Consider the following 16,740-nt stretch of genomic DNA (forward strand, 5'->3'; position numbering starts at 1 on the left):
CTCGAGGCTGCTGCTCGTCGCCGTCTCCAGCGGATCGGTACTCAACCCGCTGAACTCCTCGATGATCGCCGTGGCGCTCGTCGACATCACCCGTGCCTTCAAGCTGTCGTTCGCCGGCGCGTCGTGGCTGATCTCCGCCTACTACCTGGCGAGTGCGGTGGGCCAGCCGGTGATGGGGCGGCTCGGTGACCTGATCGGCCGGCGCCGGGTGTTCCTCGCCGGCCTCGTCGTGGTCGGCCTGTCGGGCCTCGCCGCCGCGGTCGCGCCGACGTTCGGCCTGCTGGTGGCCGCGCGTGTCGTGCAGGCCTGCGGCAGCTCGGCTCTCTACCCCGCGGGCGTCGGCATCCTGCGCGAAGCCGACGTCGACCGGCGGGCACAGGCCCTGGGGGTGATGTCGATCGTCGCGTCGGTCTCGGCCGCCATCGGTCCGACGATCGGCGGCGCCCTCGTCGGCTGGCAGGGCTGGCCGACGATCTTCCTCGTCAACCTGCCCGCCGTGGCCGTCTCGCTGGCACTCGCGCTCATCGCGCTGCCGCGCGACGACCGGCCGTGGATCTCTCCGGCCGCCCTGCTGCGGCAGTTCGACCTCCCCGGTGCCGGCTGCTTCTCGGCCGCGCTCGCGTTCCTGCTGGCCTTCCTCGTCTCCTTGCACGACAGCCCGGCCTGGTGGGCCCTGGGTCTCTCGATCCTCGCCGCCGTCGTGCTCGGCTACGTCGAGCGCCGACGCGACCGGCCGTTCCTCGACCTCGCGGCGCTGCGGGCCAACCGCGTGCTGGTGGGCGTCTACGCAGGCCAGGCGCTGGCGAACTTCGTCTTCTACGCGATCTTTTTCGGCATCCCGAGCTACCTGCAGGCCGCCCGCGGTGACGGCGCCGAGACCGCCGGACTGATCATGATGCCGATCACCGTGCTCGCGGTCGTCACCACGCCGTTCGCGGCCCGCCTGGTCGACCGGCACGGCAGCCAGCTGGTGCTCTCGGCGGGCTCGGTGGCCCTCGTGGCGGGAGCACTGGTGCTTCTCGCCGTACGTCCGGGTCTCGCCGATGCCGGCATCGCGGGCCTGCTGGCGCTCACCGGCATCGGGGTCGGCTGCACCAACCTGGCCCTTCAGACGGCGATGTACGACGCCGCCCCGGCCGCCGAGATGGGAGCGGCCTCCGGGCTGTTCCAGACCGCCCGCTACATCGGCACCATGCTGGCGGCCGGCACCCTCGGCGTCGTCTTCGGCGAGCGCATCGACGCTGCGCAGCTGCACCAGCTGGCGCTCATCCTCGGCGCCGCCGCGGTCATGCTCACCGTCTCCACGCTGCGTCGCCCGCGGCCCGTGCGCCTCGCCCCGCGGTGAGCTGTCGCGATCAGAGAGTGGTCACCGGGCGGCACTGCAGCAGCCACAGCCGCCCGCCGGCGAAGGCCCACTCGATGTCCCGCGGCCCGTGGAACACCCGCGCGCACCGCTCGGCCAGCCGGTGCAGCGCGACGAGCTGCCCGTCGTCGAGGCACAGCGCCTCGACCAGGTGCTCCGCCGTCGGCGTTTCGGCCGTGCCACCGTCGACGTCGAGCCGCACGGCGACGTCCTTGTAGCCCGGGTTCCGCTCGACCACCGCGCCGGCGGTGTCCAGCCGGTACAGGTCCGGGGTCACGAGCCCCTGCACCACTGCCTCGCCGAGCCCCCACGCGGCCTCCACCACCCGCTCGTCCGCGCCGGTCACAGGGTTGCGGGTGAAGAGCACGCCCGCGACGTCGGCCGCGACGAGCTGCTGGACGACCACGGCGACCGACACGGTGGCCGGCAGCCCCATCCGGTCGCGGTAGGCCATGGCGCTCGGCGTACGCCCCGACTCCCACACCTCGCGCACGGCGCCCGCCACCGCGGCCGCGTCGGGTACGCCGAGGCAGGTGCGGTGCTGCCCGGCGAAGCTCGCGTCGGCGGCGTCCTCGTCGATCGCCGAGGAGCGTACGGCGAATGGTCCGCCCGCCAGCACCGGCCCGTCCAGCTCGCCGTCGGCGATCCGTTCCACGGTGGCCGCGTCGAGAGCAACCCCTTCGGGCACCGGCAGCCCGGCCCGGACGGCTGCCGCCAGCTGCGCGGCCTTGCCTCCGTAGCGCGCCGCGTCGGCGGCGTCGGTCAGCGGCACGGCCACCGCGGGGACGGCGGCCGTGTCCCTGTCAGCGGTCATTCGAGGACGAGCACCTCGCCCGTGGTGCCGTTGACGCGCACCCTGGTGCCGTCGGCGATGAGCCGGCTCGCCTCGCGGGTGCCGACGACCGCCGGGATGCCGTACTCCCGCGCCACGATCGCCGGGTGCGACAGCAGGCCGCCGCGGTCGGTCACGATCGCCCCGAGCAGCGGCAGGATGATGTTGAAGGCCTCCGTCGTGCACGACGTGAGCAGCACGTCGCCGGGCTCGATCCGCCCGAAGTCCGCCGGGCTGCGCACCAGCCGGACGGTGCCCTCGTAGCTGCCGTTGCTGGCAGCGATGCCGGTGATCGACTCGGCGGTGTGGACGTGCTCGACCTCGGCGAACATGTTCATGATCACCGTTTGGACGGCAGCCGTGGCGCGGGCCATCGGTGGTGGCAGCAGCTCCAGCGGCGGGGGAGGAGCGGGCGGGTCACCCAGGTGGATCGGCACGTCGTCGGCATGCGCGGTCGCTCGCCAGTGCGCACGGGTCGCCACCTCGGCGGCGCTCGGGCCACCGGTGCCGCGCAGCATGGCGCAGAGCTCGTCGTAGGTGGCGTCCATCGCGTGCTCGGTCGCGAGCAGGGCGCCGCGCATGGCCAGGCGGGCGCCGACCGCGAGCACGACCCGTCGCACGATGCCGGCGGACCAGACGTCGCAGTAGAGGCCGCGCTCGTCGCGCAGCCGGTAGAGCAGCCGTGCCTCGGCCAGCAGCTCGTCGAACTCGGCGCGGTGCTCGGCCGGGACGGCTTCGCGCACCCGGTCCGTCGCCGCCTTCGTCGACTCGGCGTCGTCGACCGCGCGGGAGTCCGCGTCGAGCGCGGCGCGGATCCCGCGGAGCAGGATCTCCGGCTGCTCGAGCGCGTAGGGGTAACCGGGCTCGACGCTGTCGAGCAGTCGGTAACCGACCATGTCGACGTACTCCCGGGCCGCCGCGCCGGCCGCCCCCGGGAGCGCGCAGAGCTCCTGCAGCGCCGCCGGGTCGTCGCGGTTGACCAGCGCCCGCGCGGTGTCGTCGCGTGCGATGGCGTCGAGCAGGGCGGCCATCTCGTCGGCGAGGCCGCTCGACACCGGTGAGGCGCCCTGGAGCAGGGCGAGGACCTCACTCGTGGACACCTCGGGTGCCCAGGCGCTCATGTGCGCGATCAGGTCTCCGACCGGCGTCATCGCCGCGCTGTTGAACGAGTGGTGGGTCTCGGCCATCTCGGCGAAGTGGTCGCGGCACACGGCCAGGTGCGCCAGCAGGCCGTCGTCGTCCAGCGTCGCGGGGTCGATCGCCTGCAGCTCCCGGTGCCGGGCGATGTTGCGCGGCTTCACCTCGGTGTCCCAGCGCTGCAGGTCGGCCCGCCAGCGCTTGGTGGCGAACGTCTCCGCGGCTGCCTCGATCCGCGCCGGGAACTCCGCCTCGGGGGCCGGCATCAGCCGGTGGTAGACGAACCCGTTGATCAGCGCGGCCTGCAGGCCGTTGATCGGCGCGCCGTAGCGGGAGAACGCCGAGCGCATGCCGCGGGTGAAGGCATCCGGCCAGAAGTCCGAGATGAAGTGGGCGACCGGCCGGCTCAGGTGGCTGCGGTCGAGCTCCCACGAGCCGGGGCCGGGCGCGACGAATGGCGGCAGCTCGGTCGACTGGCGCGTGGATTCCGTGGTCATGCGGGTCCCCCCTCGGACGGATCTGTGCCAGCATCCTGCGGTGCGTCGGTCCTGGCAATGAGAACGGGCAAGATGGGCCAGTGTCCGTCACCGAGTCCCGCCGCCGCCGGCTGGCGGCCGCGATCGCCGCTCTCGACCTCGATGCGCTGCTGGTGACCCGGCTGGTCAACGTGCGCTACCTCACCGGGTTCACCGGCTCCAACGGGGCTCTGCTGCTGCACTCCGACGGCCGCGTCGTGCTGGCCACCGACGGCCGTTACACGGAGCAGGCGCAGCAGCAGGCGCCCGACCTGCCGGTGCGCACCGACCGCAACGTCGTCGGCGCCCTCGCCACGGGCGCGTCCGGACGGCTCGGGTTCGAGGAGCACGACCTCACGGTGTCGGCGTACGACGCCCTGCACGAGCAGCTGGCCGACAGCAGCACCGAACTGCGGCGCAGCGGGCAGCTCGTGGAGTCGCTCCGCCAGCACAAGGACGAGGACGAGGTGGCGACGCTCGCGCGTGCCGCCGCTGTCGCCGACCAGGCCCTGGCCGACTGCCTGCCGCGGATCAGGCCCGGCGTCACCGAGGCCGAGGTCGCCCGCGCCCTCGAGGACCGGATGCGCGACCTGGGTGCCGAGGCGCCGGCGTTCGACACGATCGTCGCGAGCGGGCCCAACGGCGCCATGCCGCACCACGGCGCCGCCGACCGTCCGCTGGCGACGGGCGATCTTGTGACGATCGACTTCGGCGCCCGGGTCGACGGCTACCACTCCGACATGACCCGGACCATCGCCCTCGGCCCGGTGGCCGCGTGGCAGCAGGAGCTCTACGACCTGGTGCGGGAGGCGCAGCGGCAGGGCCGGCGGGCGCTCGCCGTCGGGGCCGAGACCCGGGCGGTGGACGCCGCCGCGCGCGCCGTCATCGAGGCCGCCGGTCACGGCGCGAACTACCCGCACGGGCTCGGCCACGGGGTCGGGCTGGAGATCCACGAAGCGCCGATGATCGGGTCCACGAGCACGGCTACACTCGACGAGGCAGTGCCCGTCACCGTCGAGCCGGGGGTCTACCTCCCGGGGCGCGGCGGTTGCCGCATCGAGGACACCCTCGTGGTCCGCGCGGACGGGCCGGAGCTGCTGACGACGACGACCAAGGACCTGCTGGTCCTGTGAGCGGGAGCGCACGCGCGTGGCGACCACCAACGACCTGAAGAACGGCATGACGCTCGACCTCGACGGCGTGCTCTGGAACGTCGTGGAGTTCCAGCACGTCAAGCCCGGCAAGGGTGGCGCGTTCGTGCGCACCAAGCTGAAGAACGTGCTGACGGGGCAGGTCGTCGAGAAGACGTTCAACGCCGGCGTGAAGGTCGACGTGGCCACCGTCGACAAGCGCGAGATGCAGTACCTCTACCAGGACGGCGACAACTACGTCTTCATGGACACCGCGTCCTACGAGCAGCTGCCGGTGCCGGCCGACGTGGTGACCGACGCCACGCCCTACCTGCTCGAGAACATGACCGCCACGGTCGCCACGCACGCAGGCACCCCGCTCTACGTCGAGCTGCCGGCGAGCGTCGAGCTCACGATCACCTACACCGAGCCGGGCCTGCAGGGCGACCGCTCCACTGGTGGCAACAAGCCCGCGACGCTCGAGACCGGCGCGACCGTTCAGGTCCCGCTGTTCCTCACCACCGGCGAGAAGATCAAGGTCGACACCCGTGACGGTCGGTATCTGGGCCGGGTGACCTCCTAGCGGTGGCCGCGCGCAGCAAGGCACGCAAGCGCGCCGTCGACGTGCTGTTCGAGGCCACGCTGCGCGGCACCGACCCGGTCGAGACCCTCGCCCAACGTCTGGCGCAGGCCGACCCGCCCGTGCCGGACTACGCCGTCGCGCTCGTCGAGGGCGTGGTCGCGCACCGCGCCCGCATCGACGAGCTGATCGCGTCGCACGCGGTCGGCTGGACGCTCGACCGGATGCCGCCCGTCGACCTCACGATCCTGCAGGTCGCGACCTACGAGCTGCTCTGGCGCGACGACGTGCCGGATCCGGTCGTCATCGACGAAGCGGTCGAACTGGCGAAGAACCTCTCGACCGACGAGTCGCCGGCTTTCGTCAACGGCCTGCTCTCAAGGCTTCTGGGACTGAAGCCTGACCTCGTGGTCTAGCCGGTTCCGCGAGCTAAGCGTCCACCGCGCGGCGGGCTTCGGGATTGAGAACCCCCCAGTGGATGAACTGCTCGGCGACCTCGTGGGCCGACTGGTTGTAGATCACGGCCAGCGAGCGCAGGTCGTCCTGCCGGATGGAGAGCACCCGGCCGTTGTAGTCGCCGCGCTGGCTCTGGATCGTCTGCGCGTAGCGGTGCAGCGGAGCCGCGTCGTCGGCCGGCACGTCGGACAGCTTCTCGAGGTCGATGACGATGCGCGGGGGAGGCTCGGGGGTCGCGACGCTGCCGCCGCCGTGGGGGAGCAGCTCGGCGATGGGTACGCCGTAGAAGTCGGCGAGCTCGGCCAGCCGCTGCACCGTGACCGCCCGGTCGCCGCGCTCGTAGGAGCCGACGACCACGGCCTTCCAGCGTCCCTCGGACTTCTCCTCGACGCCGTGCAGCGACAGACCTTGCTGCATGCGGATGCCTCGCAGCCGCGAGCCGAGCGCCTTGGCGTAGGCGCTGGTGCCGGGCTCCGCCGCCGTGAGGTCGATCTCGTCCCTGCTGTCGGTCATCGTCTGTCCTTCGTCGGCGCGGGGGCGCGAGCCAGCGAGTGGAGGGGTAGAGCATACCGGGGCACGGTTACCCTCCGTGACGGTATTGCCGCGCTTCATGATCGTCAAGCACCCCGACGCGCCTATCCCGGGGTATTTGTCCGACTCGGCTCGGGATTCGGCGTACGGCGCACAACTCCTGCGCGGGGACGCGGCCGGACCGCCTGGTAACGTAGAACGCACCGACGTCCTTTAAGGCCTGTCCCGTGAGGCAGGGAAGGGGGTCCCTGGTGGCGCATGCCCCCACACCGTTTCGCGGCTCCGCCGCTGCTGCCGGCAATCCCGCCGAGCCGGCGCCCTCCGATCGCCGCACCGTCCTCGACGCCGACGACATTGCGCGTGCCCTGACCCGGATCGCCCACGAGGTGATCGAGCGCACCAAGGGCGCCGGCGACGTCGTCCTCCTCGGCATCCCGACCCGTGGAGTCGATCTCGCCCGCCGGCTGGCCGACCGGATCGCCGCGGTCCAGTCGACCGACGTACCGGTGGGCTCCCTCGACGTGACGATGTACCGCGACGACCTGCGCATGCGCGGCGTACGCCCGCTCGCCGAGACCGACCTGCCGGCCAGCGGGGTCGACGGGCGCACGGTGGTCCTCGTCGACGACGTGCTCTTCTCCGGGCGCACGGTCCGCGCCGCGCTCGACGCGCTGAACGACCTCGGGCGCCCGCGCGCGGTCCAGCTCGCTGTGCTCGTCGACCGGGGGCATCGCGAGCTGCCCATCCGCGCCGACTACGTGGGCAAGAACCTCCCCACCTCGCTGCGCGAGACCGTCAGCGTGCTGCTCGACGAGCACGACGGCCGCGACGCCGTGCTGCTCGGTCCCGCTGACGACGCGACCGGAGGTGACGCATGAAGCACCTGCTCTCCGCGGGCGACCTCACCCGTGACGAGGCCGAGCTCGTGCTCGACACCGCCGAGGAGCTCGCCCGGGTCGCCGACCGGCCGATCAAGAAGCTGCCGACCCTGCGCGGCCGCACGGTCGTCAACCTGTTCTTCGAGGACTCCACCCGCACCCGCACGTCGTTCGAGGTCGCGGCGAAGCGGTTGTCCGCCGACGTCATCACGTTCTCGGCCAAGGGCAGCAGCGTGTCCAAGGGCGAGTCGCTCAAGGACACCGCGCTGACCCTCGAGGCGATGGGCGCCGACGGCGTGATCTGCCGGCACAGTGCCAGCGGCGCCCCGCACCGGCTGGCGCAGTGGGTCCACGGCGCGGTCGTCAACGCCGGCGACGGTACCCACGAGCACCCGACCCAGGCGCTGCTCGACGCCTACACGATGCGCTCGCGGCTCGGTCGGGTCGAGGGGCTCAACGTCGCCATCGTCGGCGACGTGCTGCACTCGCGGGTCGCGCGTTCGAACGTGCTGCTGCTGCACACGCTCGGCGCCCAGGTGACCCTGGTCGCGCCGCCCACCCTGCTGCCGGTCGGGGTCGACGCCTGGCCGGCGGAGGTCTCCTACGACCTCGACGACGTGCTGCCCAAGAGCGACGTCGTCATGATGCTGCGAGTGCAGCGCGAGCGGATGCACGCGGCCTACTTCCCGACCACCCGCGAGTACTCCCGGCGCTACGGGCTCGACGCCCCACGGATGGCTGCCCTGCCCGACGACGCGATCGTGATGCACCCCGGACCGATGAACCGCGGCGTCGAGATCGCCGCCGAGGTCGCCGACTCGGTCCGGTCCACGATCGTCGAGCAGGTCGCCAACGGCGTGAGCGTCCGGATGGCCGTGCTCTACCTGCTGCTCGGAGGGACTGAATGAGCGCCTGGACCCTGCGGGGCGTGCGGCCCTACGGCGGTGAGCCCACCGACCTGCACCTCGCCGACGGCCGCATCGTCGAGGAGGCGCCGGCGGGCGCCACGGCCTACGACGCCGGCGGCCTCGTCGTGCTGCCGGGCCTGGTCGACCTGCACACCCACCTGCGCGAGCCCGGCCGCGAGGACGCCGAGACGGTCGAGACCGGCACCCTCGCCGCCGCCCTCGGCGGCTACACCGCAGTGCACGCGATGGCCAACACCGAGCCCGTCGCCGACACCGCGGGCGTCGTCGAGCAGGTCTGGCGGCTCGGGCAGGAGGCCGGTCACTGCGAGGTGCACCCCGTCGGTGCGGTCACCGTCGGGCTCGGTGGCGAACGGCTCGCCGAGCTCGGTGCGATGGCCGACTCCGCCGCCCGGGTGCGGGTGTTCTCCGACGACGGCAGGTGCGTGCACGACCCGCTGCTCATGCGCCGGGCGCTCGACTACGTCAAAGCCTTCGACGGGGTCATCGCGCAGCACGCGCAGGACCCGCGGCTCACGGAGGGCGCGCAGCTCAACGAGGGCGTCGTCTCCGCGCAGCTCGGCCTCGTCGGCTGGCCGGCCGTCGCCGAGGAGGCTGTCATCGCGCGCGACTGCCTGCTCGCCGCGCACGTCGGCTCCCGGCTGCACGTGTGCCACGTGTCCACGGCCGGCGCGGTCGAGCTGATCCGCTGGGCCAAGAGCAAGGGCTGGGACGTCACCGCCGAGGTGACGCCGCACCACCTCCTGCTGACCGACGACCTGGCCACGTCCTACGACCCGGTCTTCAAGGTCAACCCGCCGCTGCGCACGGCTGCCGACGTCGCCGCCCTCCGCGCCGGGCTGGCCGACGGCACCATCGACGCCGTCGCCACCGACCATGCGCCGCACCCGCTGGAGGACAAGGAGACCGAGTGGGCCGCCGCGGCGTTCGGCATGCTCGGCCTCGAGACCGCGCTCTCGATCGTCGTCGACACGATGGTCGCCACCGGCGCGCTCGACTGGAAGGGAGTCGCCGACCGCATGTCCGTCCGCCCCGCTCACATCGGCCGCCTGGCCGAACAAGGACAGCAGCTCGTCCCGGGTGCGCCCGCCAACGTCGTACTCATCGATCCCGATGCCCGCTGGGTCGTCGACCCGGCGCAGACGGCAAGCCGCAGCCGCAACACGCCCTACGCCGGACGCGAGCTGCCCGCCCGCGTCGTCGCGACGTTCCTGCGCGGCCGGCCCACCGTCATGGACGGGAAGCCCGCATGAGAGAACCAGCCATCCTGGTCCTGGAGGACGGGCGGGCGTTCCGCGGCGAGGCCTACGGCGCCGTCGGCGAGACCGTCGGGGAAGCGGTCTTCAACACCGGCATGACCGGCTACCAGGAGACCCTCACCGACCCGTCGTACCACCGGCAGGTCGTCGTCATGACCGCCCCGCACATCGGCAACACCGGCGTCAACGACGAGGACCCCGAGTCCCGCCGGATCTGGGTCGCCGGCTACGTCGTGCGCGACCCGGCCCGGGTGCCCTCCAACTGGCGTTCGCAGCGCAGCCTCGACGAGGAGCTCGCCGCTCAGGGCGTGGTCGGCATCAGCGGTGTCGACACCCGCGCGCTGACCCGGCACCTGCGCGAGCGCGGCGCGATGCGGGTCGGTGTCTCCAGCGTCGAGACCGACCCCGACGCGCTGGCCGCGCGCGTGCTCGCGAGCCCCACCATGGAGGGCTCCGACCTCGCGCGCGAGGTCACCACGCCGCAGCCCTACGTCGTGGATGCCTCGGGTGGCAGGAGATACCGCGTGGCCGCGATCGATCTCGGCATCAAGGCCTCGACCCCGCGCTACCTCAGCCAGGCCGGGTGCGAGGTGCACGTGCTTCCCGCCACCGCGACCGCCGACGACATCCTCGCGGTCGAGCCCGACGGCGTGTTCTTCTCCAACGGCCCTGGCGACCCGGCGACGGCCGACTACGCCGTCGAGGCGATGACCGGGGTGCTGGGCCGCAAGCCGGTGTTCGGCATCTGCTTCGGCAACCAGATCCTGGGCCGCGCGCTCGGCCTGGGCACCTACAAGCTCAAGTACGGCCATCGCGGCGTCAACCAGCCGGTGCAGGACCGGCTGACCGGCCAGGTGCACGTGACCAGCCACAACCACGGGTTCGCCGTCGACGCGCCGCTCGAGGGCCGGGTCGACACCCCCTATGGTGCCGCCGAGGTCACCCACGTCGATCTCAACGACGACGTGGTCGAAGGCCTGCAGTGCTTGGAAATCCCGGCGTTCTCGGTGCAGTACCACCCCGAGGCCGCCCCCGGCCCGCACGACGCGACCGGGTTGTTCGAGAGGTTCGCGGAGTTGATGGAGGCACACCGGTGACCGACCAGCAGATCGACGACGGCCGGCCCGCCGCGCCGGATCCGCACCTGTTCGCGGATCGAGCCGCACCACCGGCGTTCGCGCACGTGGCGGGCATCATCGGCTTCGTCCTCCTCTGCGTCGCGGTCCTGTCGGTCGCGGCCTACTTCATCGGCAGCGGGACCGATTGATGCCCAAGCGCACAGACATCGAGAGCGTCCTCGTCATCGGTTCCGGACCGATCGTCATCGGCCAGGGCTGCGAGTTCGACTACTCCGGCACCCAGGCCTGCCGCGTGCTCCGGGACGAGGGGCTGCGAGTGAGCCTCGTCAACAGCAACCCGGCGACGATCATGACCGACCCGGAGTTCGCGCACGCGACCTACATCGAGCCGATCACGCCGGGGGTCGTGGCCAAGGTCATCGCCCGCGAGCGCCCCGACGCGCTGCTCGCCACCCTCGGCGGTCAGACCGCGCTCAACACCGCGGTCGCGCTCTACGAGAGCGGCATCCTCGAGCAGTACGACGTGGAGCTGATCGGCGCCAACGTCGACGCGATCCGGGCGGGGGAGGACCGCGAGAAGTTCAAGGAGCTGATGGCGCAGATCGGCGCCGAGGTCGCCCGCAGCCGCCTGGTGCGCCGCGTCGAGGAGGGCATCGAGACCGCGGCCGAGCTGGGCTACCCGCTGGTGCTGCGCCCGTCCTACACGCTGGGCGGTGCCGGTTCCGGCTTCGCCCACGACGAGACCGAGCTGCGCCGGATGCTCGCCGCCGGGCTGGCCGCGAGCCCGGTCCACGAGGTGCTGGTCGAGGAGAGCATCCTGGGCTGGAAGGAGTACGAGCTCGAGATGATGCGCGACGGCGCCGACAACGTCGTCGTCGTCTGCTCGATCGAGAACCTCGACCCGATGGGCGTGCACACCGGCGACTCGATCACCGTCGCCCCGGCGATGACGCTGACCGACCGCGAGTACCAACACATGCGCGACGTCGCGATCGACGTCATCCGCGCGGTCGGCGTCGACACCGGCGGGTCCAACATCCAGTTCGCGGTCGACCCGGCCACCGGCCGCATGATCGTTATCGAGATGAACCCCAGGGTCTCGCGGTCCTCCGCGCTGGCGTCCAAAGCGACCGGCTTCCCGATCGCGAAGATCGCCGCCAAGCTGGCGATCGGCTACACCCTCGACGAGATCGCCAACGACATCACGCAGGAGACGCCGGCGAGCTTCGAGCCGAGCCTCGACTACGTGGTCGTGAAGATCCCGCGCTTCGCCTTCGAGAAGTTCCCCGGCGCCGATCCGGTGCTGACGACGCACATGAAGAGCGTCGGAGAGGTCATGGCCCTCGGCCGGGCCTTCCCCGAGGCCCTGCAGAAGGCGATGCGCTCCCTCGAGCAGGCCGGCAGCCAGTTCGACTTCGCGGCCGCCGCGGGCGACAAGGACGCGTTGCTCGCCAGCGCCGCCAAGCCGCACGAGGGCCGGCTGCACGACGTGCAGCGCGCGCTGCAAGCCGGGGCCACCGTCGCCGAGGTCGCTGCGGCGACCGGCATCGACCCGTGGTTCGTCGACCAGGTCCAGCTGCTGTGCGAGGTCGCCGACAAGGTCCGCGGCGCGGCCGACCTCGACGCGGCCACCCTGCGCCACGCCAAGCGGCACGGCTTCTCCGACCTGCAGATCGCCGCGCTACGCGGCATGCGCGAGGAGACCGTGCGGGCGCTGCGCCACGCGCTCGGTGTGCGCCCCGTCTACAAGACCGTCGACACGTGCGCCGCCGAGTTCGCCGCCCGCACGCCCTACCACTACTCGTCCTACGACGAGGAGACCGAGGTCGAACCGTCGAGCCGGCCGAAGGTGCTGATCCTCGGCAGCGGCCCCAACCGCATCGGCCAGGGCATCGAGTTCGACTACGCCTGCGTGCACGCCTCCTACGCGCTCCGCGACGCCGGCTACGAGACCGTGATGGTCAACTGCAACCCGGAGACGGTCTCGACCGACTACGACACCTCCGACCGGCTCTACTTCGAGCCGCTGACCTTCGAGGACGTGCTCGAGGTCGTGCATGCCGAGCAGGCGTCGGGCGAGGTCGTCGGCGTCGTCGTACAGCTCGGCGGCCAGACGCCGCTCGGCCTCGCGCAGCGGCTCAAGGACGCCGGCGTGCCGATCGTCGGTACGCCGCCCGAGGCCATCCACCTGGCCGAGGAACGCGGGGCGTTCGGTCGGGTGCTCGCCGAGGCCGGACTGCCGGCCCCCAAGCACGGCACCGCCACGTCCTTCGCCGATGCGAAGAAGATCGCCGACGAGATCGGCTACCCGGTGCTGGTGCGCCCGTCCTACGTCCTCGGTGGTCGCGGCATGGAGATCGTCTACGACGACGACATGCTGCGCGCCTACATCGAGCGGGCCACGCAGATCTCACCCGAGCACCCGGTCCTCGTCGACCGTTTTCTCGACGACGCGGTCGAGATCGACGTCGACGCGCTGTACGACGGGTCAGAGCTGTTCCTCGGCGGGGTGATGGAGCACATCGAGGAGGCCGGCATCCACTCCGGCGACTCTGCCTGCGCGCTGCCCCCGCTCGCGCTCGGCAGCGCCGACATCCGGCGCATCCGCGAGTCCACCGAGGCGATCGCCCGGGGAGTCGGGGTGCGCGGGCTGCTCAACGTGCAGTACGCATTGGCCGGCGACATCCTCTACGTCCTCGAGGCCAACCCGCGGGCCAGCCGCACCGTGCCCTTCTGCTCCAAGGCGACCGCGGTGCCGCTCGCCAAGGCGGCCGCGCGCGTGATGCTCGGCGCGACGATCGCCGACCTGCGCGCCGAGGGGATGCTGCCCGAGGGGGACGGCGCCGACCTGCCGCTCGACGCGCCGATGTCGGTCAAGGAGGCCGTGCTGCCGTTCGGCCGGTTCCACGGGGTCGACACCGTGCTCGGCCCGGAGATGAAGTCGACCGGTGAGGTCATGGGCATCGACGCGGTGTTCGGTACCGCCTTCGCCAAGTCGCAGGAGGCGGCGTTCGGCGCGCTGCCGACGAAGGGTCGGGTCTTCGTGTCGGTCGCCAACCGCGACAAGCGGGCGATCATCTTCCCGTTGAAGCGGCTCGCGGACCTCGGCTTCGAGGTGCTCGCCACGGTCGGCACCGCCGCCACCCTGCACCGCAACGGTGTGGCGGCGACCGTCGTGCGCAAGCTCTCCGACGGGCCCGACAACATCGTCGAGAAGATCCTCGCGGGCGAGGTCGACCTGATCGTCAACACGCCGTTCGGCCAGGCCGGCCCGCGCCTCGACGGCTACGAGATCCGCACCGCCGCGGTCTCGCGCGGCGTGCCCGCGGTCACTACGGTCCAGGGGCTGGCGGCGGCCGTGCAGGGCATCGAGGCGCTGGTCCGTGGCGAGGTGGGAGTCACGCCGCTGCAGGAGCACCACGACCGCATAAGGGCGGGGCGAGCGGGCGGTCACGGATGAAGCCGGTCCAGGTGCGCGGCGAGGTCCTCGGCATCAAGCAGGTCGGCGCCTACTGGGCGATGACGCTGGTAGCGCCGGGCATCGCCGAGCAGACCAGGCCGGGCCAGTTCGTCGCGATCGCGGTGGGCGGACCCGAGACACCGATGCTGCTGCGCCGGGCCTTCTCGATCCACGCCGTCCGCGAGACCGGCATCTACGGCGGCACCGTCGAGTTCGTCTTCGCCGTCCACGGCAAGGGCACCGAGTGGCTGTCCCGACTGCGGCAGCACGACAGCGTCGACGTGGTCGGGCCGCTGGGCCGGCCGTTCGCGCTCCCTCGCGAGCCGGCGCACTGCGTCCTCGTCGGGGGCGGTTACGGCGCCGCGCCGCTGTTCCTGCTCGCCGATGCGCTGCGCGCCCGCGGCTGCCGGGTCGACTTCGTACTCGGCGCCGCCACCGGCGACCGGCTCTTCGGCGCGCTGGAGGCCAAGCGGATGGCTGCCAGCGTCGCATTCACCACCGACGACGGTTCTTTCGGCCAGCAGGGCCGGGTCTCGGACATGCTTCCCGACGTCATCGCCCGCACCCGCGCCGACGTCGTCTACGCCTGCGGCCCGATGGCGATGCTCGAGGCCGTCTCGCGGATCGCGGCGGAGGCCTACGACGGGGCCGGCATCCCCGCCCAGGTCGCGGTCGAGGAGGCGATGGCCTGCGGCGTCGGCGTCTGCATGACCTGCGTGCTGCCCGTCATCGGTGACGACGGGGAGACCCGCATGGTCCGCTCCTGCGTCGAGGGCCCGGTGTTCGCCGCCGACCGGCTGCGCTGGGACGCGCTGGGCACCGTGCCGCTCGATGCCGTCGGCGCCGCGGCGATGGGAGCGCACTGATGGCCGACCTGACCACGCGACTTGCCGGGGTGGAGTTCCCCAATCCGGTCTTCACCGCCTCCGGGTGCGCCGCCGCCGGTCAGGAGCTCGACCAGTTCTTCGACGTCTCCTCGATCGGCGGCGTCGTCACCAAGTCGATCATGCTCGAGCCCCGGTCCGGCCGGCCGACGCCACGCATGGCCGAGACCCCGAGCGGCATGCTCAACTCCATCGGGCTGCAGGGGCCGGGCATCGACGCGTTCCTGCAGCGCGACCTGCCGTGGCTCGAGCAGCGCGGAGCGCGGGCCGTCGTCTCGATCGCCGGCGGCAGCGTCGACGACTACGCCAAGCTCGCCGGCCGGCTGCGTGGGGCGCCGCTCGCGATGATCGAGGTCAACATCTCCTGCCCCAACGTCGAGGACCGCGGCCAGGTCTTCGCCTGCGATGCCGGTGGCGCCGCCGCGGTCGTCTCCGCCGTGCGCAAGGCGGTCGCGTCGAGCATCCCCGTCTTCGCGAAGCTCTCGCCCGACGTCACCGACATCGTCGCCGTCGCGCGCGCCTGCGTCGACGCCGGCGCCGACGGCCTCTCGATGATCAACACGCTGCTCGGGATCGTCATAGACACGACGAGCCTGCGCCCGGTGCTCGCGGGGGTCACCGGCGGGCTGTCCGGGCCGGCCATCCGGCCGGTCGCCGTCCGCTGCGTCTGGCAGGTCCATGCCGCGATGCCCGAGGTACCGATCCTCGGCATGGGCGGGATCCGCACCGGGCTCGACGCGCTGGAGTTCCTGCTCGCCGGCGCCAGCGCGGTCAGCGTCGGCACGGTCACCTTCCACGACCCGAGCGCGCCCGCCCGGGTGCTCGCCGAGCTGCGCCAGGCCCTCGACGAGCGAGGCATCGAACGACTGGAGGACATCATCGGCCTAGCCCACCGCCCGCCGGTTCTCACCGTCCCGGAGGAGCCCGATCCACCGGGCGACGAACCCGAGCCGATCCCCACCGCCCGACCCGTCGCCTTCGAGGACGTCCGGTGACCGGCCGCGAGCGGGCGCCCATTGCGGTGGCCCTGGACGCCCCCGACGTGGAGACCGCCGCCCGTTGGGCGGCCGCGGTCTCGCCGTACGTCTCGACGCTGAAGGTCGGCCTGGGGCTCTTCTGCCGGCAGGGCCCGGAGGTCGTCGACGCGATCCGGGGCGCGCGCGGCGCCGACCTCTTCCTCGACCTGAAGCTGCACGACATCCCCGCGACCGTGGCCAATGCCGCGCGGGCGGTGGCACGGCTCAAACCGCGTTACCTGACGGTGCACGCGGCCGGCGGCCGGGCGATGGTGTCCGCCGCCGTCGAGGCCGCCCCCGACGTCGACATCGCCGGCGTCACCGTGCTGACCTCCCTCGCCGAGAGCGACCTGGCCACCGTGGGTTTCGCCGGCTCCGCCGCCGATGCCGTACGCCGCCTCGCGGTGCTCGCCGTCGACTCGGGCGCCCGCGCGCTGGTCTGCTCCCCGCAGGAGGTCGCGATGGTCCGCGCGGAGGTCGGCCCCGGCATCACACTGATCACCCCGGGCGTGCGCCCGGCGGCTGCCGACACCCAGGACCAGGCCCGGGTCGCGACCCCCGAGCGCGCGCTCGCCGACGGGGCGGACCTGCTGGTCATCGGCCGCCCGATCACCGGTGCCGACGACCCCGGGGCGGCCGCCGCCGCGATCTCCGCGACCCTCGCGCGTTAGCGCTGCGACAGGGCGGATTGCCG

At 72.5% G+C, this 16,740-nt stretch carries 16 protein-coding genes; 13 read left to right on the forward strand and 3 right to left on the reverse strand.

Features of this window, described 5'->3' with window-relative positions; translation table 11 throughout:
• Positions 1 to 1,345: MFS transporter (locus VFJ21_11300; GenBank protein HET7407707.1), on the forward strand; the 1,345-nt coding region annotated here is incomplete at its 5' end.
• A gap of 10 nt (positions 1,346 to 1,355) precedes the next feature.
• Here the strand turns inward: VFJ21_11300 and VFJ21_11305 are convergent.
• Both VFJ21_11305 and VFJ21_11310 read right to left on the reverse strand, forming a co-directional pair.
• Positions 1,356 to 2,177, reverse strand: coding sequence for a PEP/pyruvate-binding domain-containing protein (locus VFJ21_11305; protein ID HET7407708.1), 822 nt, complete (start codon positions 2,175 to 2,177; stop codon positions 1,356 to 1,358).
• On the reverse strand, positions 2,174 to 3,829 hold the full coding sequence (locus VFJ21_11310) for a PEP-utilizing enzyme (GenBank protein HET7407709.1): 1,656 nt from the start codon (positions 3,827 to 3,829) through the stop codon (positions 2,174 to 2,176). The genes VFJ21_11305 and VFJ21_11310 overlap by 4 nt, the downstream gene beginning before the upstream one ends.
• An 80-nt stretch (positions 3,830 to 3,909) precedes the next feature.
• Here VFJ21_11310 and VFJ21_11315 point away from each other — a divergent pair, with 80 nt between their 5' ends.
• Genes VFJ21_11315 through nusB form a run of 3 tightly spaced genes read left to right on the forward strand, consistent with a single transcriptional unit; the run spans position 3,910 to position 5,973 of the window.
• Positions 3,910 to 4,980, forward strand: a complete 1,071-nt coding sequence (locus VFJ21_11315; protein ID HET7407710.1) for an aminopeptidase P family protein — start codon at positions 3,910 to 3,912, stop codon at positions 4,978 to 4,980.
• 16 nt (positions 4,981 to 4,996) lie between these two features.
• The gene (gene efp, locus VFJ21_11320) at positions 4,997 to 5,560 is read left to right on the forward strand and encodes an elongation factor P (GenBank protein HET7407711.1); all 564 of its coding nucleotides are present in this window, start codon (positions 4,997 to 4,999) and stop codon (positions 5,558 to 5,560) included.
• 2 nt (positions 5,561 to 5,562) lie between these two features.
• Positions 5,563 to 5,973, forward strand: coding sequence for a transcription antitermination factor NusB (gene nusB, locus VFJ21_11325; protein ID HET7407712.1), 411 nt, complete (start codon positions 5,563 to 5,565; stop codon positions 5,971 to 5,973).
• Positions 5,974 to 5,986: 13 nt separating this feature from the next.
• Here the strand turns inward: nusB and VFJ21_11330 are convergent, their stop codons facing one another.
• On the reverse strand, positions 5,987 to 6,526 hold the full coding sequence (locus VFJ21_11330) for a transcriptional regulator (protein ID HET7407713.1): 540 nt from the start codon (positions 6,524 to 6,526) through the stop codon (positions 5,987 to 5,989).
• A gap of 269 nt (positions 6,527 to 6,795) precedes the next feature.
• On the opposite strand from VFJ21_11330, the gene pyrR reads away from it, so the two are divergent.
• From pyrR to pyrF, 9 genes are read left to right on the forward strand one after another with little or no spacing between them, the layout of a single operon-like run.
• Entirely contained in the window at positions 6,796 to 7,422 is a 627-nt protein-coding gene (pyrR, locus tag VFJ21_11335; protein HET7407714.1) for a bifunctional pyr operon transcriptional regulator/uracil phosphoribosyltransferase PyrR, read from the forward strand.
• Positions 7,419 to 8,330, forward strand: a complete 912-nt coding sequence (locus VFJ21_11340) for an aspartate carbamoyltransferase catalytic subunit (GenBank protein HET7407715.1) — start codon at positions 7,419 to 7,421, stop codon at positions 8,328 to 8,330. Before pyrR ends, VFJ21_11340 begins: the two co-directional genes overlap by 4 nt.
• Complete coding sequence (locus tag VFJ21_11345) at positions 8,327 to 9,601, forward strand: dihydroorotase (GenBank protein HET7407716.1); 1,275 nt, start codon at positions 8,327 to 8,329, stop codon at positions 9,599 to 9,601. The genes VFJ21_11340 and VFJ21_11345 overlap by 4 nt, the downstream gene beginning before the upstream one ends.
• Positions 9,598 to 10,704, forward strand: coding sequence for a glutamine-hydrolyzing carbamoyl-phosphate synthase small subunit (gene carA, locus VFJ21_11350; GenBank protein HET7407717.1), 1,107 nt, complete (start codon positions 9,598 to 9,600; stop codon positions 10,702 to 10,704). The genes VFJ21_11345 and carA overlap by 4 nt, the downstream gene beginning before the upstream one ends.
• Positions 10,701 to 10,874 (forward strand): hypothetical protein, encoded by a 174-nt coding sequence (locus VFJ21_11355; protein HET7407718.1) that lies wholly within the window; start codon positions 10,701 to 10,703, stop codon positions 10,872 to 10,874. Before carA ends, VFJ21_11355 begins: the two co-directional genes overlap by 4 nt.
• Positions 10,874 to 14,146 (forward strand): carbamoyl-phosphate synthase large subunit, encoded by a 3,273-nt coding sequence (carB, locus tag VFJ21_11360; protein ID HET7407719.1) that lies wholly within the window; start codon positions 10,874 to 10,876, stop codon positions 14,144 to 14,146. Before VFJ21_11355 ends, carB begins: the two co-directional genes overlap by 1 nt.
• The gene (locus VFJ21_11365; GenBank protein ID HET7407720.1) at positions 14,143 to 15,012 is read left to right on the forward strand and encodes a dihydroorotate dehydrogenase electron transfer subunit; all 870 of its coding nucleotides are present in this window, start codon (positions 14,143 to 14,145) and stop codon (positions 15,010 to 15,012) included. The genes carB and VFJ21_11365 overlap by 4 nt, the downstream gene beginning before the upstream one ends.
• Entirely contained in the window at positions 15,012 to 16,025 is a 1,014-nt protein-coding gene (locus VFJ21_11370) for a dihydroorotate dehydrogenase (protein HET7407721.1), read from the forward strand. Before VFJ21_11365 ends, VFJ21_11370 begins: the two co-directional genes overlap by 1 nt.
• Complete coding sequence (pyrF, locus tag VFJ21_11375) at positions 16,022 to 16,717, forward strand: orotidine-5'-phosphate decarboxylase (GenBank protein ID HET7407722.1); 696 nt, start codon at positions 16,022 to 16,024, stop codon at positions 16,715 to 16,717. The genes VFJ21_11370 and pyrF overlap by 4 nt, the downstream gene beginning before the upstream one ends.
• Positions 16,718 to 16,740 lie beyond the last annotated feature (23 nt).

Source organism: Mycobacteriales bacterium (genome assembly GCA_035690485.1).
In the GTDB taxonomy this organism is placed as follows: Bacteria; Actinomycetota; Actinomycetes; order JAFAQI01; family DASSKL01; genus DASSKL01.

Bases quoted from the DNA above. Each gene is read 5' to 3' on its own strand.
- VFJ21_11345 (HET7407716.1), top strand. From the start codon at position 8,327: ATGAGCGCCTGGACCCTGCGGGGCGTGCGGCCCTACGGCGGTGAGCCC.
- VFJ21_11330 (HET7407713.1), bottom strand. From the start codon at position 6,526: ATGACCGACAGCAGGGACGAGATCGACCTCACGGCGGCGGAGCCCGGC.
- VFJ21_11310 (HET7407709.1), bottom strand. From the start codon at position 3,829: ATGACCACGGAATCCACGCGCCAGTCGACCGAGCTGCCGCCATTCGTC.
- VFJ21_11305 (HET7407708.1), bottom strand. From the start codon at position 2,177: ATGACCGCTGACAGGGACACGGCCGCCGTCCCCGCGGTGGCCGTGCCG.
- VFJ21_11370 (HET7407721.1), top strand. From the start codon at position 15,012: ATGGCCGACCTGACCACGCGACTTGCCGGGGTGGAGTTCCCCAATCCG.
- carA (HET7407717.1), top strand. From the start codon at position 9,598: ATGAGAGAACCAGCCATCCTGGTCCTGGAGGACGGGCGGGCGTTCCGC.
- VFJ21_11340 (HET7407715.1), top strand. From the start codon at position 7,419: ATGAAGCACCTGCTCTCCGCGGGCGACCTCACCCGTGACGAGGCCGAG.
- VFJ21_11365 (HET7407720.1), top strand. From the start codon at position 14,143: ATGAAGCCGGTCCAGGTGCGCGGCGAGGTCCTCGGCATCAAGCAGGTC.
- carB (HET7407719.1), top strand. From the start codon at position 10,874: ATGCCCAAGCGCACAGACATCGAGAGCGTCCTCGTCATCGGTTCCGGA.